General features: G+C 59.8%; 23 protein-coding genes and 1 pseudogene. 5 read left to right on the forward strand and 19 right to left on the reverse strand.

Features of this window, described 5'->3' with window-relative positions; genetic code table 11:
- The 4 genes from M3436_03385 to dinD form a co-directional block, all read right to left on the reverse strand.
- Positions 1-512: transposase (locus M3436_03385; GenBank protein ID MDQ3563208.1), on the reverse strand; the 512-nt coding region annotated here is incomplete at its 3' end.
- Between the two features lie 151 nt (positions 513-663).
- On the reverse strand, positions 664-1,326 hold the full coding sequence (locus tag M3436_03390) for an FkbM family methyltransferase (protein MDQ3563209.1): 663 nt from the start codon (positions 1,324-1,326) through the stop codon (positions 664-666).
- A 17-nt stretch (positions 1,327-1,343) separates the two neighbouring features.
- Positions 1,344-1,745, reverse strand: a complete 402-nt coding sequence (locus tag M3436_03395) for a hypothetical protein (protein ID MDQ3563210.1) — start codon at positions 1,743-1,745, stop codon at positions 1,344-1,346.
- Between the two features lie 315 nt (positions 1,746-2,060).
- Complete coding sequence (dinD, locus tag M3436_03400; GenBank protein MDQ3563211.1) at positions 2,061-2,801, reverse strand: DNA damage-inducible protein D; 741 nt, start codon at positions 2,799-2,801, stop codon at positions 2,061-2,063.
- 196 nt (positions 2,802-2,997) lie between these two features.
- Between dinD and M3436_03405 the strand changes: the two genes are divergently transcribed.
- Both M3436_03405 and M3436_03410 read left to right on the forward strand, forming a co-directional pair.
- Positions 2,998-3,462: a winged helix-turn-helix domain-containing protein gene (locus tag M3436_03405; protein MDQ3563212.1), complete on the forward strand. Its 465-nt coding sequence runs from the start codon at positions 2,998-3,000 to the stop codon at positions 3,460-3,462.
- A 187-nt stretch (positions 3,463-3,649) separates the two neighbouring features.
- Positions 3,650-4,056: pseudogene (locus M3436_03410) on the forward strand (hypothetical protein).
- Between the two features lie 25 nt (positions 4,057-4,081).
- Here M3436_03410 and M3436_03415 read toward each other — a convergent pair.
- The 11 genes from M3436_03415 to coxB form a co-directional block, all read right to left on the reverse strand.
- Positions 4,082-4,516 (reverse strand): hypothetical protein, encoded by a 435-nt coding sequence (locus M3436_03415; protein MDQ3563213.1) that lies wholly within the window; start codon positions 4,514-4,516, stop codon positions 4,082-4,084.
- A gap of 5 nt (positions 4,517-4,521) precedes the next feature.
- Positions 4,522-5,415: an RHS domain-containing protein gene (locus M3436_03420; GenBank protein MDQ3563214.1), complete on the reverse strand. Its 894-nt coding sequence runs from the start codon at positions 5,413-5,415 to the stop codon at positions 4,522-4,524.
- Between the two features lie 20 nt (positions 5,416-5,435).
- Positions 5,436-7,178, reverse strand: a complete 1,743-nt coding sequence (locus M3436_03425) for a PKD domain-containing protein (GenBank protein ID MDQ3563215.1) — start codon at positions 7,176-7,178, stop codon at positions 5,436-5,438.
- Positions 7,179-7,249: 71 nt separating this feature from the next.
- On the reverse strand, positions 7,250-8,563 hold the full coding sequence (locus M3436_03430; GenBank protein MDQ3563216.1) for a hypothetical protein: 1,314 nt from the start codon (positions 8,561-8,563) through the stop codon (positions 7,250-7,252).
- 209 nt (positions 8,564-8,772) lie between these two features.
- Positions 8,773-10,476 (reverse strand): hypothetical protein, encoded by a 1,704-nt coding sequence (locus M3436_03435; protein ID MDQ3563217.1) that lies wholly within the window; start codon positions 10,474-10,476, stop codon positions 8,773-8,775.
- A gap of 722 nt (positions 10,477-11,198) precedes the next feature.
- On the reverse strand, positions 11,199-11,528 hold the full coding sequence (locus tag M3436_03440; GenBank protein MDQ3563218.1) for a hypothetical protein: 330 nt from the start codon (positions 11,526-11,528) through the stop codon (positions 11,199-11,201).
- Between the two features lie 36 nt (positions 11,529-11,564).
- A complete protein-coding gene (locus tag M3436_03445; protein MDQ3563219.1) occupies positions 11,565-11,996 on the reverse strand; it encodes a hypothetical protein in 432 nt (143 codons plus the stop codon).
- A gap of 107 nt (positions 11,997-12,103) precedes the next feature.
- Positions 12,104-13,891 carry a patatin-like phospholipase family protein gene (locus tag M3436_03450; protein MDQ3563220.1) on the reverse strand — a complete coding sequence of 596 codons (1,788 nt, stop codon included), beginning with the start codon at positions 13,889-13,891 and terminating at the stop codon, positions 12,104-12,106.
- 307 nt (positions 13,892-14,198) lie between these two features.
- Positions 14,199-15,062, reverse strand: coding sequence for an NAD(P)-dependent oxidoreductase (locus M3436_03455; protein MDQ3563221.1), 864 nt, complete (start codon positions 15,060-15,062; stop codon positions 14,199-14,201).
- A 7-nt stretch (positions 15,063-15,069) separates the two neighbouring features.
- Positions 15,070-16,491: a M20 family metallopeptidase gene (locus M3436_03460; protein MDQ3563222.1), complete on the reverse strand. Its 1,422-nt coding sequence runs from the start codon at positions 16,489-16,491 to the stop codon at positions 15,070-15,072.
- Positions 16,492-16,503: 12 nt separating this feature from the next.
- Positions 16,504-17,289: a cytochrome c oxidase subunit II gene (gene coxB / locus M3436_03465; GenBank protein ID MDQ3563223.1), complete on the reverse strand. Its 786-nt coding sequence runs from the start codon at positions 17,287-17,289 to the stop codon at positions 16,504-16,506.
- 282 nt (positions 17,290-17,571) lie between these two features.
- On the opposite strand from coxB, the gene M3436_03470 reads away from it, so the two are divergent.
- Entirely contained in the window at positions 17,572-18,132 is a 561-nt protein-coding gene (locus M3436_03470) for a hypothetical protein (GenBank protein ID MDQ3563224.1), read from the forward strand.
- Between the two features lie 158 nt (positions 18,133-18,290).
- Here M3436_03470 and M3436_03475 read toward each other — a convergent pair whose 3' ends face one another.
- The 4 genes from M3436_03475 to M3436_03490 form a co-directional block, all read right to left on the reverse strand.
- The gene (locus M3436_03475; protein ID MDQ3563225.1) at positions 18,291-18,599 is read right to left on the reverse strand and encodes a BON domain-containing protein; all 309 of its coding nucleotides are present in this window, start codon (positions 18,597-18,599) and stop codon (positions 18,291-18,293) included.
- 540 nt (positions 18,600-19,139) lie between these two features.
- The gene (locus tag M3436_03480; protein MDQ3563226.1) at positions 19,140-21,308 is read right to left on the reverse strand and encodes a response regulator; all 2,169 of its coding nucleotides are present in this window, start codon (positions 21,306-21,308) and stop codon (positions 19,140-19,142) included.
- Complete coding sequence (locus M3436_03485) at positions 21,301-21,759, reverse strand: response regulator (GenBank protein ID MDQ3563227.1); 459 nt, start codon at positions 21,757-21,759, stop codon at positions 21,301-21,303. Before M3436_03485 ends, M3436_03480 begins: the two co-directional genes overlap by 8 nt.
- Positions 21,756-23,276, reverse strand: coding sequence for an ATP-binding protein (locus tag M3436_03490; protein ID MDQ3563228.1), 1,521 nt, complete (start codon positions 23,274-23,276; stop codon positions 21,756-21,758). The genes M3436_03485 and M3436_03490 overlap by 4 nt, the downstream gene beginning before the upstream one ends.
- Positions 23,277-23,518: 242 nt before the next feature.
- On the opposite strand from M3436_03490, the gene M3436_03495 reads away from it, so the two are divergent.
- The gene (locus M3436_03495; GenBank protein MDQ3563229.1) at positions 23,519-23,647 is read left to right on the forward strand and encodes a DUF3096 domain-containing protein; all 129 of its coding nucleotides are present in this window, start codon (positions 23,519-23,521) and stop codon (positions 23,645-23,647) included.
- A 480-nt stretch (positions 23,648-24,127) separates the two neighbouring features.
- Positions 24,128-24,589 carry a hypothetical protein gene (locus M3436_03500; protein ID MDQ3563230.1) on the forward strand — a complete coding sequence of 154 codons (462 nt, stop codon included), beginning with the start codon at positions 24,128-24,130 and terminating at the stop codon, positions 24,587-24,589.
- Positions 24,590-24,632: the final 43 nt, after the last annotated feature.

Below are 24,632 nucleotides of genomic sequence, written 5' to 3' on the forward strand. Positions count from 1 at the left end.
TGTTGCTGGTGCTGCTTCTGGTAGAGTCGGTAGAGCCGCCCCATGGCATCGTGGCTGCGCTGCTGCTCGCTCGCTTCCACCCATACCCGGCTCGCCCCTTCAAAATACAGCCGCCCAATCACCTGCGCCGCCTTCGCATCGTGCATACTCGGGACCCCGTCATAGACCTCACAGGCATCGTGCACGCGCTTGGCGCTCATCAGATGGACCTCAAACCCCGCCTCACGCAACTGCTTGCGCAGCGTGTCGCCATAGACCCCGGTGGATTCCATCACCGCCGTGAGCGACTCACAGGCTAAGTCCCGCAGCCGCTCAAGCAGCGCCGGTGTCTCCGCCGGGTGCGCCCACTTCACCGTGACCACCACCTCCCGCTCGCCGTCCATCAAGACCCCATACTGCTCGACCTTGGCCACATCAATGGCCCACACCACCACCTTGTCCTTGACCCGATCGGCCATCTCTTCCCACCGAATCTCGTTGACTTTCTGAGCACGATAGTTACGCTTCTTCATGGCGAGAATACCTCCTGCGTTATGGGTTGCTGGCTATTGCCATCCCATATTCTGAGGATTCTCGCCTCTTTGTTATAGCTGACTACCTGCTCCTCAGATTTCACTTCGAGAGATATATCGAGCGCGGTCGCTTTTTGCTCTACTTTGGTATTTACGACATCGCTTCAGGCAGATAAGCAAGCGTATTCCCGCGCTGCTTTCTGAGCGCATATCGATGCGCGCGGAGCATGGACTCGCAGCGCTTACGTTCGTCTCGTTTAATGTGCTTGTGCTCGTAGATGAGAATCAGAGGGCTTAGTTTATCGAAGTCGATCTGCTTGATGATCTCGTAATCATACCCCTCAGTATCGATAGCCAGTAAATCGATTTTTTTCAGGCCGTGTCTTAGGAGCAGCGACCGCCAGGATATGCATTCGACTTTTTCAGTGACGATATAGTCGCTTATGTCGGGCATCACCCACCGATGGCTTAGGACCACATTCAAATCGAAAGAGCCCAAGCCTTCTGACCAATAAGCAAAATGGCTCACGCCCTCGCGCACGCGGTAGAAGTCTCGGATCTCGTCTGTATCGGAAATCGCAACATTTTCCAAGGCCAACTGATCGTTCGCTTCGTAGGTGCGCTTGAGCTTCTCAAAGTAATAAGGCACAGGCTCGACCAGGATCCCCCGCCAGCGATACTTGTCGATGTACTGATGGAGGATATCTTGGGTGACGCCATCGTTCGCACCGATCTCAATGAAGAAAAAGCCCTTCGTTCGCTCCGCACAGCGCGTAAGAACGTCTCTGAATCTGCGCCATTGGCGTACGCGCAAGAGCTTGGCGCTGGCCCTTACGACCAGGGCATAGAGAAATAGAGCGGTCGTGCCGCCTCAGCGCGTATACCGCCGTTATAGAGTTTATGAAAGATCTTCGATCCTCGTTTTTCGTGCTCCCATACGAGCAGCTTGCCTTCGGCTAAGGAATTTACCGCTACTTCTATCTCAGCGATTCTATTAGAGCACCGCCTGATTAGATTGCCTTGCTGGAACCGATTCACGCCAACAACGATGACGCTTATAGTGAGCACGATTATCTGATCTTTTATCAGTTGCTCTTCAATAAAAAAGGCATATGCACCCATAGCGCCTATCAAACCTAGAGACGCAAAGCGGTGAGCGATGCGTTGGAGTATTTCTGCTCGGAGCGTGTCATACTCCTTGAGGAGAATCTGCACCTTATCATTTGCTTCCATATTTATCCCCGAGCGCTAACGAATGGCTATTATCCGTCGTAGCAAGTCACGTTCAACATCTGCTGTAATTTCTCTTTAGTTCGGTCGAGGACCGATGGTTTTCAGCAAGCAAATCCAAAAGACCGCACGACTCCAACCAGCTCGCAAAGCTGATAGCCGACTACTAGCGAGATTCAAGACCCCCCCAGACGCAAGCAAAGACTCTGCGGCGGTCAGCCTTGGTGTAGGGGCGGCTGAAGGGTGGGAAGGCTAGCTAGAGCAAAAAGCCTAAGCGCGAGGCGGAGAAAGGAAGTAACTCGAAAGGCTCTGCTACCGCTAGGTGGAAAAAGGTTTAGGCAACTTTCTCGTTTTCGCGCCGATTAGTTTTTTGAGAGAAGGTTCAGGCGGCAAGTCTTCTGGCATCACGCCTCCTATCTCTTGGATGGTTTTTCTGACCTTTTCGCCGACCTCTCTGTGAGTCCTCCGAGCTTCCTGTTCGCCAGCAATCCTCTCACGAATTATTTTTTGCTGAGCTTGAGTGACGCGAAATTCATTCGCCGCAAGTTCCGTGCGTCCCGCTCTGTCGAATAACTCTTCCCTTTCGCCCAACCCCTTACGTTTCTTAATGTTCGCAAGCCCCATGCTATATAAGCCGCGATACCCAGCATCATGGAACAGTGCGTAATTCTGGACCCCGGCTTCTCGCGCGGCGCTATTTAGCACCTTCACTGCCCCTGAAAGTCTGTTGCGCAACTCGACTCGTTTATCGAGCAGAAGCTTTGCATCTTGTGTCTCTTGTCGTCGTGTCTGAACCGCGAAATAGGTCTGAGCAGTGGCGATTTCTGGCTTTGAGGGATCGCCATTCATTGCCACTAGATAGCACGCGTAGCGACTGAGAAAGAAATCCTTTGCCGCTCGCTTCCCGCCCTTCCCAATCAAGATCATTTTCGTGGTTTCACGAAAATGATCATCTAAGTCCTCTCCCGAAGCTACACACGCCATACGCGCCTTCTCGATTGCCTTCTCGAAGTTTTCCCACGTGCCGTAACCGAGGACTTGCTGCAACTCCCGGCCCATCCAATACTCCCCACCCCTCGGGCCTATTCTTTTGAACCTGTCCAACTCGTTGGAAATTATCCTAGAATTCACGCTTATGACTCTCCGTCCGGTTAGGTGATCCCACAATGTAATCGTTTTTCAAGTTACCTTCAATACCATCCGCGCCATACGCCATAACATAAATTGACGCGCACCATACAGTGTGAGAGAATTGATGTACAATGGAATTGCTTCCATGATACCGCGTCAAAAATTGGAATCGCTCATTCGGAAAAAGCATGAGCATATTCAAGACCTTGAGGCTCAAACTCAAGAACTTGTGACTCGGACACGTGAGGCAAAAGCGTATTTGCAAGCGTTGACCGATATGCTTCGGCTAAGTCCAAAGGAAGGCGGGGTGGTGGCGCAAGCAAACGAATTGCTCCGTCCTGGAAGTGCCATGAGTAAAGCCAGGGACGCAATCAAACAAGCTGGGCATCCGCTCCATATTTCTGAGATTGTGTCAGCGATAGGCAAGGAAAACAGCAAGAAGAGTCGCCTATCGGTAGCGGGATCGCTCGCAGGTTATGTGAGAAAGGGTCTAATTTTCATCCGACCAGCGCCAAATACGTTTGGGCTGATAGATACTGAATTCGTGACTGTGGAGGAAGAGCCACCGGAAAATTTTGGAACTAAATAAAACACCGTCTAACGGGTGCTACCGCTCGACGGTTTCATTCTTGCTCTCCGCCCCCGTAGCCCAACGGATGCTAGTGAAGGTCTACGGTGCGGCGAGACTGCCGGCCAAGGAGCGCAAGTACAGGCCAGGTGAGTGCTGGGGGACGAATACCGGGACAGTCTGCGGGAACCCCCCGACAAGGCCGCATGTTTCAACGTCCTACGTGGAGCGACAGAACCTCACAATGCGTATGGCGGATTCGCCGATTTACCCCGCTGACCAATGGGTTTTTCAAGGAAGATCGAGAACCATGCTCACGCGGTTGCGCTGCACTTCATGTACTACAATTTCGGGCGCATCCAGAAGACGCTGCACGTGACGCCGGCGATGGAATCAGGCATGGGAATTAGGGGAATTAGAGGGGAATTAGGGGACAGACCACGATATATTTGTTTATGCGTCGTAGCAGGTGCGCTTTTGGATCTGTCCCCTAATCCTTTCCTAATCCTCTACGTGTCCCCGATATCCCGCGATACTGCCCTAATTCCCTCGCGAGACTTGACCCCTTTGTTTATGCGACTTAGGTGCGCGGTAACCCCTAACCGTGCCACGTAATCAGGACCGGATGAGGTTCATGCCATCAAGACAATGCTTTGGGTGAATCGGCCAATATGTCCTTACCGTACTCTATAAGCATTTGTGAAAAGTCGGCGAGTGTTGGCTTTATCTTGTCGTGCAAAGACAGGTCCCCGACATTTTGAAAAAACCGATTTCGAATCCCACGACGTCTGAGCACATTAGTCAAGCTATCACGAACTCTGGTGCCTTCATCGTTAAGGGCATAATGTTCTGTCTTCTTGCCGTTAAAGACACAGGCGACTTTGCAGTCTATGTCGTTATCGTGTTCGTCGAGAATAAGTTCGATCGCGAGGTTCTTATTCATGAACGTGACAAACGCAAAATTGATCCGGTCATCGATCACAAGTTCCGGAGGAGCAAATGAGTAGCCGTCAACCAGGAAGCCAAGCGCCATACATGCTTCCTGGAAGAAATAGTTAGCGAGTTGCTTATCCATCATTGTCACTCATCAAAACCCGGAACACCGCCTTCCCGCTTCTCGTGTCGTTCAAAACCTTTTTTGTACCCTTCATAACCACCCGTTTCTTTCCGTTCCATGTTATAGAACGGACTATCTGGCCTCGTACCCTGTGAAACCCGCTTTTCGCGGCGACTGAAATCTGGGCCGATGTCAATAACTTCCTTTCCTGCTGTTTTCTGCTCGCGTATCCATCTCATATTCGCTTCCATGCTTTCTCCTCTAAAGGTATCAGCGCCGAGCTTGTCTGCGAACCGTTGGACTCTATCCATATTCTCACCGATCACAACTCGGGCGTTGCTTGCTAAGTCTGTGACCTTATCCGCCGCGCGTGCGGCCTTGATGGCGAGCCCGGTTCCGGGGATCGGGCTCGCGAGGCCCACGGTGCTCGCGGCGAGGTCCAGGCCCGTCGATTGTATCGCAGCGGGATCGCCCGAGGCGACGGCCAACCCGAAGTTGACGGTGTCGACGATGAAGAAGCCTACATCGAGCGGGCTCTCGCCATTGGGATCCACATACCTATACGGATTATTATTCGCATAGGCATACCGATTAAAGCTTTGGGGGTTTTGGGGATCGAAGCCCGCCGGATCGATAGCGAGGAAGCGGCCGATCCGCGGGTCGTACCAGCGGGCGCCGAAGTTCTGGATCCCCAGGTCGGGCTCCTCGAACTTGCCGGTGTAGCCGGGCTCGTTCGGGGCCCCTGGGCCGATCGGCTGACCGTAAGGCGTATAGGACTTTCGCCACACCACGCGGCCATCTTGATCGGTCGCGGCGATGGGGGAGCCCAAGGCGTCGTTGTGGTAGTGGATGACCCGCTCGACCGCGCCTGCAGGCAGGGCGAGCAGGGTGAGGAGACACGCAATGAGGAAATGCATACACCGTCCTTTGGTCGTCATCACTGCAACACCCTTGTCTTGATGGATTCCTGATTCCCGGCGCTGTCGATGGAGTAGTACTCCACGGTAAAGGTCTCACCGGCGGTGAGCGTGACGAGGAAGGGTCCTCGATACACCTGCCACTCGGTCGTGTTCAGCGCCCCCAGGCGGAGCGCGTTGGGATCGCTCACCCACAGGTAAGTAGTGGCGCGCTCGTTGGCGCTGAGAAGCACGGGGTAGTATACCGTGCCTCCGAAGCGCAGGGGGGTGGTGAGGAGCCGGGTGATGGGTGCTTGGGTGTCTGCGCCCGGCACAGTCGGTTGCACCACGATGTCCACCGTGTCCTCGGCCGAGAGCCCTGCTCTGTCGGTCACGGTTAGCTCAAAGCGTAGGTGCGTATCTATGGCGACATAAGGGGCGGTGAAGCGCGCCCGGGAGGTGCTCGCGCCCGCGAGCCGTAGGCGCGGGCCTTCGAGTTGGGCCCACTGATAGCGAAGGGGCTGGCTCTCGGGATCGGTGGAGGCGCCACCATTCAATTCTACCACGCCTCCGGCGCGTACCTTTTGATCGGCTCCCGCCTCGGCGCTCGGGGGCTGGTTGCCGAGCGCTACGCGTTGCACGGTGATGGTCACGGAATCGCTTGCACTCGCACCGATGTCATCGCTGACCGTGAGGGTGAAGCTGAGCACCTCGTCATTGCCGGAGAGGGGGGCAATGAAGTGCGGGGTCGGGGTATCTGCGCCATTGAGGCTCACGGCCGGCCCGCCCGTCTGCGACCAAGCGTAGGCGATGATGCTCCCGTCGGGATCCGTCGAGCCCGTTGCATCGAGCCCGACTGAGCTGCCACCCGGCGCCGCTTGATCGGCACCCGCCTCGGCGCTCGGGGGTTCGTTGCCGAGGACGGTGATGTGCACCGCGGCGGTGGCCTGCGCGCCGAGATTGTCGGTGACGGTCAACGCAAAGCTCAGCACCTGGGCCTCGGCTGGCCTCGGGGCGGTGAAGCTCGGGATCGCGGTGTCGGCCCCACTCAGGATCACAGACGTGCCGGCCGTCTGCTGCCAGGCGTAGCGGGCGATGTGGCCGTCGGTGTCGTTCGAGGCCGTCCCGTCCAGGGCAACGATGGCAGCGCCACGCACGCTCTGATCGGGGCCTGCATCAGCGGTGGGTGCAGAGTTCCCGAGCACGGTGATCCGCACGCTATCCTGTGCCTCCTCCCCGCTGTCATCGGTGACGGTGAGGGTGAAGCCGAGCGTCGAGGTGTTCCCCAGCAGCGGGGCGCTGAAGCTCGGGGTGGCGGTCGTGGGCCCGCTGAGGATCACCGGTGCACCCGCGCTCTGCACCCAGGCGTAGCGCACGATCCGCCCATCGGGGTCCATTGACGCCCGGCCATCGAGGAGGACGGTGGCGCCGCCCAAGACCGTCTCATCGGCTCCGGCCTCGGCCGCGGGGGACTGGTTGGTCTCAGCGCTTGCGAGGAGCTGACTACCGAGGTAGACGTATTCTTTGCCGTGACGGAGCGAGCCGCCGTACTCACCGAGCAGTTGGCCCGCGCGCCCATGGACGAAGTGGATGATCTCGCCGTTGGGAGCGGTGCGCCGGATCTGCTGCCCCTGAGCGTCGTAGTCGAAGTAGTACTGCGAGGACGTCGGATTACTCGCGATGTTCTCCATTCGGAGCACATTGCGCAAGCGCCCGGCATCATCGTAGGTATACTGCTGCCCTCGGTCCTGCGGGGCGTTTGAGCTTAAACCGAGCACGTCCACGTCCAGCCGGACGTTTCCGTAGACATCGTGGGCATACCAGGAGCTGGTGCTCTCGTTATGGATGCGCGTCCTCAGGCGCAGCCGCTGTACTCGTAGCGCTCGGTGTTCGCGCCCAGGTTCAGCGAGCGCAGATTGCCCAAGGCATCGTAGCTCAAGGTTCCTTGACCCCAGCGGCCTTGGGCGCTTGTCAGCCGATTGAGCGCATCGTAACCGAAGGCGCGGTCCTCGGCGGGGTTCAAGGGATCGCTCAGGTCGAGCACGTTGCCGAGCGCATCGTAAGCATAATGGAGCTCCGCAAGTCCATGGTGCAGAAACTCGGAAATCCACTGCCGCTCGTTGAGCGTGATCTCAGTGCGCTCGCCGTTGGCGTGGTTGATCCGGGCGAGCTGGCCGGAGGGATGATAGCTCACCCCGCTCACGTAAGGCGCGGCCCGTGTCGGGCGGCCGAAGGCATCCGGGAAGTAGTCGACCACGCGCCCCGAGGGGTAGGTAAGCGTTGCGAGGCCGTCGAGCGCGTTATAGGTGAAGTTGAGCGCATAGGGGACGGCGTCGAGCGTCAGTACCTTTTCGATGAGATTGTCGTTCTCGTCATACCGGTGGTCAATCACGGCTTGGCTGTTGGTGAGCTTGGTGAGATGCCCATCGGCATCGTAGCTCTTGGTGACATCGGGGGTGGTGCCCGGATAGTCGCTGAACACCTGGCGGTTGAGAGCATCGTAAGTGTAGGCCGTCACCCCGGAGCTTCCCACCTGATGCGAGATCATATTGCCCACCTCGTCGCGGCCGTAGGCCGTCACTCCGGTCTCGGGATCTGAGACCGAGGCGAGGAAATAGCGGCTGTCGTAGCTCAGCCGACGGGTGTAGCCGGAGAACGATCCCGTGGTAGTGAGTTCGCCCTGGAAGATGCTGGTCGGGAGGTTGAGTAGGTTGTAGTCGAGGATCGTATAGAGATCATTCGGCGCGGTGATCTGCACGAGGACCTTGCCTTTGTCCGGATCGCCAAAACTGCGATGGAGGTAATTCGTCGAATTGCCCCGCTCGTCGGTTTCCGTTACCTCACCGGCCCCGTAGACGTAGCTCCGTAGCGCACCGTCGGGGTGCTGCAGGGTGGTGAGGCGTTTGAGAATGTCATAGGCATAACTCACCCCGGCTTCGGAGTTCGGATAGGATTCGAAGAGCTTGTTGCTGTGGATGTCGTACTTCAGCGTTTGAGTGATGCTGATCCCGAGCGCCGTGTCGGCGCGGGTGGTGCTGACCACCCGTCCGAAGCCGTCGAGTGTGATGCGCTCCTCATAGCTCCCGCGGGTGAGGGTCTTCCCGTTCGCGTCCCAGACGATGCTGACCGGGGCATTGAGCGGATAGGTGATCCCCGTCAAGCGATTCATCGGGTCGTAGGTGAAGTGCCGAGTAAAACCCCGGCCGTTGGTTTGCGAAGCGACGGTGCCGGTGGCGTTAACGACGCGCGCGAGCGTGACCGACTCGGGATGTTCTTCGATCTGCGCAATGCCGCGGTGGTAGCTCGCAAAGCGCGTGATACTCCCGCGCGCGTCGGTTGCGGTCGCGAGATCCCCCTCGCCAGTGTAGGTATGGCTCGTCAGAACGCCGTTCTGAACCGCGGCGATGAGATCGCGTCATCGTTGAAGCTACGATCGGTATGGCTTACGACCTCGCCATTCACCCCGAGGATGGTCTCGTCCTCGACTTGATGGAGGATCCATTTCTCGCGATCGATGTAGTAGCTGAGCTCGGTCACCTTATCGGGATCGCCGGCGAGGTTGGAGCTCTCAATGATCCTCCCTGCATTGCCGAAGGCATCGTATTGCTCGTAACGGATCTCATTTCCTGAATCATCGCGGATATGAACCTTTCTCGCGAGCTGGGGGACGTAGGTGTCCACTTCGATCCCCTCACGGCCATGCCAGAAGTTTTCGTGGGAAATCAACCGCGGTTCCCAACCGTTAGTAACTTCATCCACCAAAGTCGATCCCACGATCGCACAACTGTCGGCCGAACAGCCGTCCCGGGTTTCTTGCTTGTAGAGCATTCCGGTAAGCCACAGGAGACCGCTCGACAGCCCCCCGGTGTAGGAGTACCCATAGTGGTAGAAAACCTGCTTGCCGCCCGGCATTCTCACGGTGGTCTTGTCGAGTCCGGAAGCCCACGTGCCCTTGTCGGTAAAGAATAACTCCGGTGAATGGGGCTCGAACTCGAATCTCCAGGTGCCACTGGGTAAGGACGAGCCGGGGCCCACCGAGATCCCGGGTGGATTGCCCGAAACCTCCTTGGTGGCGATAGCGGTGGTTCTATCGATCGACAGATCGGTGGGAGTAAAATCGATATGCTGATACGTGTAGGTAATGTTGGCCCCGTACGGATAGGTGACGGTCTTGAGAGCGTAATTGCCGGCCGTCTCGAGGGAGGTATAAGGATAGTAGCTATATCTCCACCGCAAGCCATCGGGACGGATCACCTCGGTGAGGTTATGGTAGTTGTCGCCGTACCCGGGGCCGATCGCCTCGATCGGCTCGTAACGGTAAGTCCACGTTTGCTCATTGGCAGTGATCTTATTTAGCCGGATGGATGCGCTTTCCTCATCGAGGTACTCGAATTTGACCTGACGGCCGTCACTTGCGGTCACCGTGTCGATGTAAATAAAGTTCGACGAGTTGGTCTTGTAGGCGATATCGATGGTATTACCGTGCCGATCACGAATATGGGTCGTGTACCAGCTCCAATGGTTGTTCAAGGTGTTGAGCGCGTCCATGGTGTACACCGTGCCCGTGGGAGAAGTCAGGATGAGTCCCTGACCGCTGCCGTTACACATGGCCCGCCAGCCGCTCTTGGTGATGAGATAGGTGCCGTGCACGGCATCGAGGACCAAGAGCTCGCGGCCGCCATCGGGGAATTCAATCGATGGGTTGTCTTTGGTGCTGACCGCATAGAGGTCTTGCAGGCAGAGCGTGTCCGTGTAGTCCGTAGGAATCACGACGCGGCCGAAATGCATGGTCCAGCCTGCGCCGGTGACGGTGCGCACCCCGAGAGCTTCTTGGGGGCTGGTATACACGCGGCTCACCTTGAGATCCAGACCGCCGTTGCCGGGAACATACACATCGACGTATTTGTGCTGCAAGGTGCCCGAGAAGGGATCGATGTGTTCGTTGAGATCCTGATTGAGGGTTTCCTTGAAGGGATTGAGACCCGGTTCGGCGTAGTAATCGCGGATCTCCTCGCCGTACGCTGCGGAATACGAGCCAAACGAGAGAACGAATGATAAAAATACGTGGTAAGATTTGCGCATGTGACCCTTCCTTGGGTAAGAACCAGCGTGAACGAATCGACGAGCAAGGCGCCCTGGCCTCGCTCGCCCGAGCCCTAGCGGCGCGGCTGTTTGGATAGTAAGGCCGGGGGTTCAATCCTCCCCTTGCGGGGCCTACGCCTGGCTTTGGCTGGTGGTGCTTCTCCAGAGTCAGGAAGCGCGTTCCGGGCTCGATCGGGTAACGGTGTAAGATTGGGCACAGGCGGAACCTCGGTCTGCACCGGCAGTCGAGTCACGGTAATTTCCGGGTCCGGGTGTGTCTGTGCGCTTGCCGCGCTGGTGACCAACAACAGTAACGCGCACCATCCTGATCGCGATGACATGGTTAAAGCTCCTAGCTAAGCCCTTCTTCCATTCGACCGGGTTAGTATCGGCGGTAGCCGAGAATCTTTAGCGCCCGTTGAGAACCTGGGACAGTGCTCAAGCAATGACCGAGCGCTGAGCTCTTTAAAGCTAGGCGCCGAGATGAGTATGGGAGCGGCGGCCGAGAAGTTCGCCGCGCAACGCTCAGTGACAGCCAGAAATAGGAGCTGCTGGAATATCTGAAAACGCTTTAGGAACCCGGTGGAGGCTGCGCTGTACCGCCCCCCGCCGGCTTTTGTGGGCCTCCTTGGAGGGCGTTCATATCCACATGTCGGTTTGTTCGGGCATTGGCATTTAAGTGAGCGGTAGTCTTCATCGCGGTTAGTCGATGTGCATGTCGTCTAGGTTTCACACCTCGCCGCGGAAACCGCCACGGCGAACGGCACGCCCAATGCTTCGAAGTGACGCTGCCCGCACCGCACCTTATCAGCTTCGCTGGTCCGTAGCTTGAGGAAATCTCGCGTGCCTTTGGTCTCCCGCACGAGATAAAGCGCCTGCCCGTCGTGCTTGAGGATGGCCCAATCGGGATTGTATTCGCCGACCGGGGTATCGATCTTGAACCATCCGGGCAGCTTCACGAAAAGCTTGATGTCCTGGCGTTCATCGAGCTTGCGGGCAAAGCAATCGGTTCGGTGGAGAGCACTCGTTTGTGGCTCACCGACAGACGGCAAGATTATTTGTAGCTCATAAGAAGGTAATGGACGACCCTAACAGGCACAGTAACGGTCGACGACCTTCAACGATTCGGGAAATGCCTGCACGGATGGCGCTTGAAAAGTACGTCCGTGGCGAGATTTATCTATGCGAGAGCACCACCAGAAGATGCCGGTGTGACCAGGAAATCCAAGATCTTCCCCTGCATCCTCTCTATCTCCAGGCGCCTCTACAATACCGCGTTTTGCACCATCCCTCTTCGTTTGCCATGTATCCAGGAACCCTTCTGCCATCTCGTCCGACAACATTCCATCTCGCAGCCAGAAAACGCTTGCTCCAAAACGCGCCTCAGCGTCTGCATGCGAGAAGAGCGTCTGACATTCGCGCGGGACGTCTTCGAGCTTAAAGTCGCCTTGCATAAACAGCACGATATCAATATCCCTCGGCGATTCTGTGTTCGAGACGAAACTTCCGAAGATCAGCAAGCGCGATGATTTGCCGGTCCGTCCCGCCAACTCCAGGAGGCACCGTAACTTCGCCAGCAAGCGGGCGCGGGGCTATTGAACTGCCGGGTTCATTGTACCGCCGTGCTTCAGGGCCCCGGCGGGGGCAAGCGCTCGATCTGGCCGTAGCGCAAAAAGATCGGATCGATGTACTTGAGATGGAAGTTTACGGCCCAGGACCCGAGCATCGGAATGAGTGCTCTCGCGATAAAGCGGACGATGGTCTCCACGGGCGCGCGCAGCGCGCGGAATACCCGCACGGCGCGGCCGAGCTTTGGGCTGTAGTGATTCAGCCCCCACAGTATCACCCCCAGCAGGACGAGTCCGACGGAAATCATCACATCGAGCAGGATCCAGGCGAGCCCGAGTAGCGCCAGGCCGGCGAGTACCGCGAGCGCCTCTTTTGCCCAGCGGGGCAGGAGCAAGTTGAATAGCTTGAAAAACTGAAAGGACGCCACTTTGAGGTGCTTGAGATAGGCCTCGTTGGGCCGTTCCATCCAGGGCTTAATTTTGAGGAAACCCCACGCAGGTGGCCCCAGATGCGCGGGCCTTGCGTTCCCACCCGGCCGGCCGGTCACCGCCGCAGCCAGGCTGTTGAGCTCGGAGTCGCTCATCAGATACCCGTCCGCCATGAGCGTGCAGGCCTCGACCTCGGTGAACGAGTCGAGATCGGTTCGGATCCCCGAAATGAGATCCTGGACGCGGTCATCGACATGAAAGTCGGCGGCCGAGATCGAAGGTCGCAGGACCTCCTGCAAGGGAGCCGCGGCCTGCCCGTCGAGTCCCAGCCAGGCGATGGCACGAGTGGTCAGTCCCGCCCGGAGATGCATGAACGCAATGCACGATCGGTCGGTGGGGCCCCACAGACGGAAAAGCTGTTCTTCGCGCAAGCGGTCCTGGGAGATCGCGACCGCGCGGCCCAGGACCGCATCGAAGTGGGTAGCGGGCTCAGGTTTCTCGTCCATTTGGCGCGAGGCATCGCTCACGATGAAGTGGGTGCAGTCTTCGTCCAGGAGCCCCTGGATCCCCTGGTTGTCGTGGACACCGCCGTCGACCAACTGCACGCGGATCTCGCCTCCCGTCTCGGGATCACGGTACAGGCCACTGATCGCGAGCGGAGGAAAGATCCCCGGCACACACGCGGAGGCGGCTACGGCGTGGCCTAGGGTAAAGTCTTGTTGGTGGGGCGGGATGTCGCTGTAGGACGGTGGCCGGCGTAAGCGGATCTCCTTCTTGTCTATTTCTCTCGCTAGGGCATTGTCGCGCGGCGGTTCCCCCATGCGCGATGCGGTAAAGCGCCAGTTACGGCCGGAGTTGAGCGTGGTCGCATTGACAAGGAGAATAGGGACCTTTGCGCTTCTGCCGTGGTTGTCGTCCTCGGGGTGAAACCCCGCATTGGTTCCTTTAGGTTGGATCTTGACCTCGCGTATCTTGATAGGGGGTTGTAGGCCGGGCAGGACACCTTGATAGAGGCGATCGTTGTACAGCTCCGCAAGACGGTCGCTGCGCGAGCAGTCGGGCTGCCGCAGCCTGTAGTTCGCGGCCGGATCGGCGAAGGTGCTCATGCGAATGTTGGTCTGTACGGCCGCGAAGAAATCGCGCTCGATGCGCTCGACCATCTGCTGGTAGTGGCCATCGGTCAGGTCGGAGTCCGCAGCCGATTCCAAGAGTCGCTTCACGTGCAGGTAGTAGAGCGCCCCGATGATCGAGCCGCCGGAGACCGCCGAGATCACCTCTACCCGCCGGAGCAAGCCCTGCATCGCCATCTGGGCTAGAACGCCCAGGTGAAAGAACGAGGCGCGAAAACCGCCTCCCGAGAGCGCGAGACCTAGTTTCACGCGCCCGTTAGCCGTCCCCGGCTCTGCTACTGTAGCCATATGCCCCCCTTAATGCACTGCTGCGCCGCAACCCCTGCCCGCACAGGCCCCTTCCCGCGCTTGCCCCCTAGTGCGAATGCTAAACGGGCGCCGATCGACTCCCCCATTATGTCCAGGCGACAATGTGCGGTCAATAAGCATAGCTTAATGAATAACACTCGCGAATGAGTTGGGTTCCGGTCTTTGAAAAAAGCGCGCGCCTTAGGGCAAGGCGGGGACGAGATAGATCATCCCGGCGAGCGAAATCACGGGCCGGGCCGTAGCGTTGCACTTGCCGCTCGTTACGGTTTGCGCCTCGGGCCGTGCGTTACCCCGCTCCGAGTTGTTCGCGCTTGATCCGGTACAGGGACGAGATGTCCTCCGCCCCGTAACCTCGGTCGATGAGCCGCTGGTAATTTTCCAGGGTCAAATCCACGATCGGCAGCGGCCGGCCGCCGCCCATCGCCCGGCAGATCGCAAGGTCCTTATGATGGAGCGCGACTTTAAATCCGGGATCAAAGCGCCCCGCCACCATGGTCTTGCCGCGGTGACTCAGGTACCAGTTCGCGGCCGCTCCTTGGCTCACGACGTCGATTACTCTCGTGAGGTCCAGCCCCATGGACTCACCGAAGGCGAGGGCCTCGGTCACCGCCTGGTTGATCCCCGCGGCCATGATCTGATTGACCGCCTTGGTCGCTTGACCGAAACCGCTGGGGCCCATGTAGACGATGGTCGCGGCAACGGTGGCTAGGGCTGGCCGAATGAGTTCCAGCACCGTCTCCTCGCCGCCGGCCATCATGGCCAGGCGAGCGTTTCGCGCGCCCTCCACGCCTCCGGAGACCGGGCAATCGAGAAATGCCGCCCCCTTGGGTTTGAGCGCCGCCGCCATTGCGCGCGCGGTATCGGCGCTGACGGTGGAGGTGTCCGCCACCACACTGCCCGGCCGAATGCCGGGCAGCAAGGCGTTAATCACCTCTTCGAGATCCGCATCGCGCGACACCGATGTAAGCACGAGGTCCACTCCCGCCGCGAGTTCCGCCGGACTCTCGGCGATGGCCACACCCGTCTCCCGAGACAGGGCTTGCGCCCGCGAGCGGGTCCGATTCCAGAGGGCCCGTAGCAAGTCCGCGCGGTGCAGATTCATGGCCATCGGCGCGCCCATCGCGCCTAGCCCGATCACTCCAACCTTCATCGTTGTGTTATCCTCCCCCTCGTCCATGCTGGTAATGATCGGCGATGACGCGGGCGATACAGCAGGTCAAGCGCTTGGCTGTAGGAATATCCAGAAACTCGTTGGGTCCATGGGCATTCGATCCCGGACCTAGCACGCCGGTAATGAGAAATTGCGCGTGGGGATAGCGCTCGCCCAGCATGGCCATGAAGGGGATGGTGCCGCCTTCACCCATGTACACCGCGGGTTTCTCAAAAAAGGTCCGCGAGGCCGCATCGATCGCGTTCTCAAGCCAATCGGCGAGGGGCGGCGCATTCCAACCCGTGGCGGACCAATCCGGGGTAAAGGTCACGTTCGCATCATAGGGAGGAGCCGATTGCAATAATTCTTTAAGTGCGTGCGAGGCCGCCACGGCGTTGCACGTCGGCGGCAGCCGCAGGGAGACCTTGACCGCGGTCGCGGGGCGCAGGACATTGCCGGCCTGACGGAGAGGCGGCAAGCCCTCGGCGCCGACGACCGCAAGCGCCGGCCGCCAGGTGCGGTTCAGAATCAGCGTCAGCGGCTCCGCCGCCGGGGCGCGCGTTTTCCCGCTGAACGGGAACTTGGCGTGGACTTGCGAGCCGAGGACCTGCGCAGCGCGGCGAGCCTGCTCGATGCGCCCTTCGGGAATGTCAACGCTAAAGCCGGGAGGCAGGATCGCGCCGGTCTCGGCATCTTCCAAGCGGTTGAGGATTTGCCGCAAAATGCGAAAGCTCGAGGGGACGATGCCGCTCGCGTCGCCCGAATGCACCCCTTCGGTGAGGACCTCGACGTTGAGCACCCCGCCGATGAGACCCCGCAAAGAGGTCGTGCACCACAAGTGCGCATAGTCACCGCAGCCGGAATCGAGACAGATGACGAGATCGGGATTACCGATGCGATCGGACAGCAAATCGATATAGTGCGGCAGGTCAAAGCTACCGCTCTCCTCGCAGGCTTCGATGATGACGATACAGCGCGCATGCTTGATCCCTTGGGCTTGTATTCCCGCGATGGCCGTGAGTGCGGAAAAAAGCGCGTAGCCGTCGTCCGCGGCGCCGCGGCCGTAGAGACGCTCTCCCTCGAACACTGGCTGCCACGGGCCCAGGCCCGCACGCCAGCCGCTCGTCTCCGGCTGCTTATCCAAGTGACCGTACAGAAGGATCGTGGCGGGGCCCGCGCCGGGAATTTCCATATACAACATCGGCGTTCGCCTCGGCAAACGTACGGCCTCAACTTCCATATCTCGAAGGGGCTGGCAACGGGCCCAGCGTTCAAACCGGGCCACGGCCTCGTCCATATACCCGTGGGCTTGCCAGTCGGCGTCAAAGGCCGGGGATTTATTGGGAATGCGGATGTATTCGGTGATCTCAGGAACCACCGATTGCGCCCAGACGGTCGCGACGAAGTCGCCCAAACGCGCATTATCCATACAGACTGAAGGTCATTGCCCCTTGCCCGAAACATCTTGAGCGGCGGTCAGGAGCGCCTTTTGCTCTTTAACCCATTGTGAATAGTCTTGTTCGCTCTTGGCCTCGACGACGATCGGCATGAAGGCGTGTCCGCGGCCGCATAGCTCGGCGCATTGCCCGCGATAGGTGCCGGGTTTTTCGATCCTCACCCAGCCTTCATTTATAAACCCCGGTGTCGCGTCTCGCTTCCAGCCGAAGTCGGGAACCCACCAGGCGTGCGGCACATCCGCGGCCGTGATTAGAAACCGTACCTTTTTGCCCACCGGCAACACCAGCGGGTTATCCACCTCCTGCAGATAATGCTCTCCCTTCGTTTCGCCCTTGTAGATCTGCTCGCTTGGGGTTTTCAAGTTGCTGACGAATTTGATCCCGTCCTCGAGATACTCATACTGCCACTTCCACTGGTAACCCGTCACTTTTATCGTGACCTCCGCTTCCGAGGTGTCGTACATCGCGATCATCGCCTTGGTTGCGGGCGCCGCCATCAGCACGAGGATCAGGAATGGGACCACGGTCCACAGTACCTCTACCAGAGTGTTCTCGTGGAACTGCACCGCCACCGCGCCCTTGGATTTGCGGTGCGCGAAGATGGAGTAAAACATAAAGCCATAGAGCAAGGCCGCTATAATCCCGCACATGGCGAGGATCAGCATGTGCAGGTCATAGACCTTGTGCGAAATCGGCGTCACGGCCTGCGGCACGTTGAGCGTGAAATCCGCCCGTGCGATCCCTGACCAAGGGATTAAAGCCATCGGCATAAGCCAAGCCGGTCGGCTAATCTGCATTAATCTCTTGTTTCCTCGATACGAAGGGGGTCGCGTGTACCTAACGCAGTCTCAAGCCCAAATCAGACTCAGGACGAACCAGTGTGGCCTCCCGCGCCGATTTGCCGACGAGAAACGCCTGATACGAGCGGGTATCTTTCCTTGGTCCGCCGGGCTCGGTTCAATCCGCCAGATCGTACTGACAAGAATTACGGCTAGGCAACAGCATATAGATTTGGCATAGTAATCACTTACGAATTATTTGGGAGGTGTTTCGTGAATTCTATAAAGTGGAGCCCAGTGCGTACCTTCACATCAGCTATGGTCATCACGGCCGGCCTTCTTACTGCAGATTCCGCTTGGGCGGATTCGTGCCCAGGCCCAGTCGAACAGACCGCCTTCAATACCCGCGCCCTGCAAACCGAGCTTATGGTAGCTGCGCTTTCCTGTGGCAATAGAATCCACTATAACGCCTTCGTAAAAAAGTATCAGGGCGATTTAGTCAAACATGGGCGATCCCTGCAGTCGTTCTTCCAACGAAAACACGGTGCCGCGGGACGGAAAAACCTAAACATCTTTATCACACGGCTGGCCAACGAAGCTTCGCAGCGCAGCAGTATTACGCACGCGGCATTCTGCGCCAACTCGTCATCGCTTTTTAATCGGCTATTGAGTGCGAGGCCCACAACATTGGAGAAATTACTCGAAAGCTCCACCACCTCAAGTCACGACATTGCACCCTGCGGCGGAAAGACCAATACGAACGGAAAGCCCATCGGCTACGGCTTTTCTGGCAGCAAAGCGATAGTCAACAATAACCCGAAGGGGCCGAAGTAACGCTGGGTATCTCGGATTCGCCGCATCGGCGGTAAGCGCACCCCCGGACCGAGCCCGGAGGCTGCTTCCAGCCTTGAACCGTTAGGCCATCAGAGGGACATCGCGGGGGCGCAGGAAGATGAGGCCCATCTTCCTGCCGCTGCATTGGCGGGCCGCTGTTACTTCAGACGGATATCGTTTTTGACCGCCGCAACTCCGTCGACCGAGTTAGCCACAGCCGCAGCCCGTTGCCGTTCCTCTTCGCTGCTGGCGAACCCGCTGAGCTGGACCTCTCCCTTGAAGGTCTCCACATTGATCGCAAGCCCACTGACCTGCGGGTCCTGCAGCAGGGCGGTCTTCACTTTGGTGGTCAGCGTCGTATCATCGAGGTACTCTCCGGTGCTTGCCTGCGTGGGACTCCCCGCACACCCGCCGAGCAAGACGACGGCCAGCGCGGCAGCTACTAAACTGTTGTGTTCTATGTTCATCGCAAATCTCCTCCCGGAATCACTCCGCAATTCAAGTATCAAACTCCCCCAATGCGCATGCATTATGGGAGGTCTCTAGCCACTGGCGGCGAACGTCGCAAACCGGTGTCACCGGCTGCTGGTCGTACGGCCACACCCAAACGGGAGCAATCCATATGCCGGGCCCCCTCATCCGGGATTAAGGGACGTAACTTCAGAGGGTTAAGACTAAGCCTGCCGGCAGGAGCGGATGGCAACGCCGATAGGCGTCGGTAAGAAATACCAGCCACGGGGAAAGAGTTACAGCTACGGCTCGAGACGCGAAAGCCCAGTCTGCGTCTGAACGGCTATCACCCCAGCCTCCCCCGGAGGGGAAGGGAGAAAAGACGATGCCTGTTGCGGAAGGACAGGGACCTTGACGATGTACCCGAAATTTCAAATGTGTTCGGTTAGCAACTTCATGTATGCCAGTGCCTGCGGCGTACGCGATTCGGGGTTGCTGGCATGACGGTGGCGGGAGCCGGTGGTCGTGGTCAGACGGCCGAGTGACCGATCATTAGGTCAGCCGGAGCCTTGCTTCACATTCTCGTTTACGAGGCTCGCGATGACCCGTATCAGCTCCACAGGCTCGACGGGCTTCGCCAGGTGCGTCTGGAAGCCCGCGCCTAGCGCGCGTACCCGGTCCTTGGGCTGCGCGTAGGCCGTGAGCGCGATCGCCGGGACCTGCGCGGACAGCGGTATCAGGCGCTCTTTCTCCAAGGCCCGGAGTTGGCCGATCACCGCATAGCCGTCCAGCTCGGGCATCGCGATGTCGCAGACGAGCACGTGCGGCGGCGCGCTTTCGAGACTCTCGGCGAGCAAAGCGAGCGCCTCGCGCCCCGAGCCCGCGGCGCTCACCTCGGCCCCGTGGCGCGCCAGCATCGTGGCCAGGGCCTCGCGCGCATCCTCCTGATCGTCCACCACCAGCAGCCGCATACCGGCGAGCAAGGGTGTCTTCGCGCCGGCAGCCGCGGCCTCATCTTCTACCTTGCGTCCTCCCCCCGCCGATGCCGGTAGGACGGGCGGAACCGGGAGGCGCACGGCGCGGACCGGCAGGTCCACGGTGAAGGTCGTGCCCCGCCCTTGGCCGGGGCTCTCGGCCCGCACGCTCCCCCCGTGCAACTGGACTAGATAGTGCACCAAGGCTAGTCCGAGACCCAGCCCGCCGTGCCGGCCCTTACTCGAGCTGTCCGACTGGCGAAAACGGTCGAAGACTAAGGGAAGAAACTCGCGAGTGATCCCCGCCCCGGTGTCGCTCACGACGATCCGCACGAACGGTTCCACACGCTCGATGTGCAAATGGACACGACCCCCGCGGGGCGTGAACTTGATGGCATTGGAGAGCAGATTCCAGACGACCTGTTGCAGGCGCCCGGCGTCTCCCGTGATAGGTCCCGTATGCGCGTCGATGTGCGTGTAGATCTCGACCCCACGGGCCTCTGCGGCCGGACGCACGACGTCCAGCGCCGCCTCGGCTATGGCCGCAGGGTCGAGGGCTCGGACCTCGAGTTGCAACTTGCCGCTGGTGATGCGGGCGGAGTCCAGGAGATCGTCGATCAGCCGCCGTTGCTGATCGACGCTGCGCTTGAGGTATGCGGTAGCCCTCGCGAGGGCCGGGGCATCCGGCTCGGGTGTGGTCTCCAGGATGTTCAGCCAGAGGACTATCGCGTTCAAGGGCGTGCGTAGTTCGTGCGAGACCAGGGCCAGGAAGTCGTCTTTCGCGCGATCGGCGGCCTCGGCCCGCTCGCGCAATCGCTGCTCCTCGGCATACAAGGCCTCACGCTCCATCTCGGCCTCCTTGCGCGCGGTGATGTCCCACGCCAGACCGATGCCGTAGAGAGGCTGACCGTGCTCATCGCGGTAGACCCTGCCCCGGTCCGAAAGCCAGCGCACCGTTCCATCCGGCCAGATCATGCGAAACTCGTCTACATAGTCCGTGTCTTGCCGGGACGCGCGGGCCACGGTCTCCGCCACGCGCTCGCGATCGTCGGGGTGGACGGCGTTCAAAAACTGTTCATAGGTGGCGAATGAGGAGCCGGGCGGCAGACCGCACAGCCCCCCGAGCTGATCGCTATAGATCGCCATCCCGGTCTCAAAGTCGCGGTAGTGATAGCCCATCTGCGCGGTGGTCATGGCCAGGCGGAGCCGTTCCTGGCTCTCCTTGAGCGCCTCCTCGGCGTCGCGGCACCTCTGCATCTCTGCCTGTAACGCCGCATTCGACTGCTCCAGCTCGGTGGTCCGTTCCTGCACCCGGCGCTCGAGAAGCTGGTTGAAATTCGCCAGTGCCTCGCGGTTCCGCTTGCGCTCGAGGGTGTAGCGGATCGCGCGCTCGAGGGCCGCGGCATCGATCCGATCCTTCAGGAGGTAGTCGGCCGCCCCCGCCCGCATCGCCTCGACGTCTAGCTCGAAGGCGCTGTGCCCGGTCAGCAAGATGAAAGGGATCCCGTAGTCCTCGGCCGCCGCCCGGCGCAGGAGGTCGAGCCCGCTGCACTCGCCGAGCCGGTAGTCGAGCAGACACACGTCGTGCGCACGGCGCGCCAGCGCGGTAAGACCGGCCTCAAAGCTCGGCGCCCAGTCGAGCTCGACCCGATACCCCGGCACCTCGGCGAGCAGCTCGCGGGTGAGACGGTAGTCGTCCTCGTCGTCCTCGACGAGCAGCACCCGGATCGGGGGCGCCTGCGCCTCAGCCATCCGGATCTCCCGGCAGCTCGACGATATCGAGCCAGTACCTCCCCAGGGCTTTGATGACCTTCACCAGGGCCTCGAAGGTTACCGGCTTCTGAATATACGAAGCGGCGCCGAGGTCATAGCTGCGGTAGATGTCCTCCTCCTCCTTCGAAGTGGTGAGGACGACGATGCGGATGTGCTTGAGATTCGGGTCCGCCTTGATCTCCGCGAGCGCCTCCCGCCCGTCCTTCTTGGGCATGTTGAGATCGAGGAGGATCAAGCCCGGGCGCGGGGCCGCCGCGGGATCGCTGTATTGACCCTGGTGATGGAGATAATCCATCAACTCGGCTCCGTCTTCGACGAAGCGCAGCTCGTTACGCAGGTGGGCGTCGCTGAAGGCCTCCCGGGTCAGCAGACGGTCGTCGGCATCGTCGTCGGCCATGAGAATCGTGACGGATTTCCCCTGTGGTCTCATGCCGGGTTCTCCTCCTGTGTGACCGCTAAGGTGACGATGAAGGTGGCCCCGTGCCCGGGGGCACTGCGCGCGCTGATGGTGCCGCTGTGGCGGGTGACGATCTTGCGGCAGATCGCGAGCCCCATCCCCGTGCCCTCGTACTCATCGCGGCCGTGCAGGCGCTGGAACAGCTCGAAGATGCGCTCGCGATAGACCTCCTCGAAGCCGATGCCGTTGTCCTGCACCCGGATCTCGCAGCGGCGCGGGCCGGGTGCGGGGGGGGCCTCGGCGGGCGGGTCGCTGGGGTCGAGCAGCCTGCCCTCGATCCGCACCACGGGCGGCTCACCCTGGCGATGGAACTTGAGCCCGTTGCCGATGAGGTTTTGCAGCAACTGGCGCATCTGCAGCGGTTCGGCCTCGATGGTGGGTAGCGCTCCGACTTCCACCCGCCCGCCCGTATCAAACATACGCCCCTCCAGATCGGACACCACCTCTTGCGCAACCTCGGCGAGGTCGACCGTCACGAAGGCTCGGGCCTTGGTCGTCACCCGCGAGAAGCTCAAGAGGTCGTTGATGAGTCGGCGCATGCGCACCGTGGCGGCGAGCATGCGCGCGAGGTAATCGCGCCCCGGTTCCTCCAGGGCCTGATCATACTTGGTCTTCAGCCGGCTGCCAAAGGCCTCGATCTTGCGGAGCGGCTCCTGGAGATCGTGGGAGGCGACCGCGGCGAAGTCCTGCAGCTCGCGGTTCGACGCCTTCAGATCCGCCGTGCGGCGCCTGAGGGTGGTGGCCATGGTGTGAAAGGCCTGGTCCACCCGGCCGATCTCGTCCTCGCCGCCGAGCACCGGGAGCGGCGCCTCACCCTCGACCAGCCGCTGGGCGTTTTGCACCATGGCTTCAAGACGCCGGCTGATCCCCCGGCTGAAGGCATAGGTCAGTCCCAGGCCGAGGAGGAAGCTCGCCACGGCCCCCGTGCCCAGCCACCAGTCCTCGTGCCGCCACCGCTCTTCCACCGCCACGTCGCGCGCCCCGTCCAGCTCGTGCTGCCGCCGCAAAAAAGTATCGATATCCTGGCTCAGGTCGTTCATGCGTTCCCGGCCGGTGAGGGCCTTAATCGCGGCGACCGCCTGCTCCGGCTTTCCCGACTGCATGAAACCGTTGAGCTCGCCGAGGAAGCCGAGCACCGCAATCGCGTCATCGGCTATCCGCGTGATGCGCAACCGCTGTCCCGGGTCGTGGGCCCGGCGTTGTAACGCCGCGAACTTTCGGGGCAGGACCTGGATGGCCTCCTCATAGGCCCGGGCGAAGGCAGTGTCCCCGGTGATCACGAACCCGCGCATATCGTTATGGGCCTCGAGCAGGAGACGGTGGGTGTGGCCGGCCTCGGCCACGATCTCTTTGGTACGGGAGAGCCAGCGGTGGTCCTCCTGCCCTTCCTCGCGGATGTATAGGAAGAGGCCGATGAACGCCCATTGCAAGAGTAAAGGGATCGCGATGAGGACTACCCCCTTCTTGAACATGGACAGGTTGGCGCCCATCAGTCACCGGCTCGCTTCTCGACGGATGGCCTGCGGTGCGCTCGCGGCGGGGAGCCCGAGAGTGCCGCATAGCCGTCCATCATCGCAACAGATCCGATCACGATCCTCATGGCGCGCCATGGATACCATCGATCGCCGCATGAAATCAAGCGAGGGGCGCAGTCCTTGTCAGTAACCGTGGCACATTGCTTCTCCAGCGATATTTTCGTCTACTTGCGCCAACCTACCGAAGGAGGTGTGTCATGTACTTGGACCCGGGCGCTCTTATCGCCATTATTGCAGGCATTTTGATCCTCGTGCGCCCCGCTTTGCTGAATTACATTGTCGCCCTCTATCTCATCATCATCGGGGTACTGGGGCTGATGCGCTAGTGTAGTGTCTCGTAAATAACGGGTCGCGTTTGCCCCCGTCATTCCGGGCGAAGGTGCGAAGCGCCGGAGACCCGGAATCCACAAAAGACGCTGGATTCCCGCTTCCGCGGGAATGACGTGGGGGTATCGATGGATTGGTGACTGTATTCAGTGATGCTACACTAGAAGCGCAACCCTGCGCCTCTCCACGTCCCTGAGGCGCCTCGGTTGAACATGAGCGGGATCTAGCGAGGAGAGCCGCCCGGTCGCCTGCATGCAGCTTTTCGACCGCTACCTCCGGTAAAACCTACAGGGGTACAGGTAATTATTACGTAATTATTACCCACACCATCCTACCGGGCCGATCTCAGCACGCGTGGCGTCGTGCAACTTACTGACTATAAGCGCATATTGATCCAAGGCCCCGGTATGGCGCGGATGTTGATGAACCTACCGCGACGGAGAACTGATAGTCAGCCGATCTTTCAGCAGGACACCGACATGAATTGGAACGAGATCACCGATAAGCTCTTGAAAAGGGAATGCTCCGCCGTGGAAACGTATCAACAGGCGTTGCGCAAAGAGCGGCAAGAATCGGAGCGGAGCGCGGAGTTTCAAGAATTAGTCACCATCCTTAGAGACCATCAGCTGGCCGTCTCGCGGCTCGAGGCCCAGATCCAGCAGCCGGAACACTGGGCGGCCCAAAACTTCGGGGGGTGGGGCACCTGGTCAAAGGTCGTCATCGGAGCGGCAAACATCTTTGGCGATAGGATGGTGCTTAGGGCCTTGAAGGCAGGTGAGGAGTCCGGCTTTAAGCGCTATCACGAGGTGCTGGAGGCTACCGCCACGCCGGCGGAGCTGAAGCCGCTGTTCCTGGACTTGCTCGCGAAGCAGGAAGCGCATATACGGGCATTGGACGGGCTCATGTCCAATGGTTATAGCTTCCGGTCGCCCGGTGAATGAAAGCGCGCTGACGCAGATTCTCGCCAAAGCCACCGCGATGATC

It is taken from the genome of Pseudomonadota bacterium (assembly GCA_030859565.1).
Classification (GTDB): domain Bacteria; phylum Pseudomonadota; class Gammaproteobacteria; order JACCXJ01; family JACCXJ01; genus USCg-Taylor.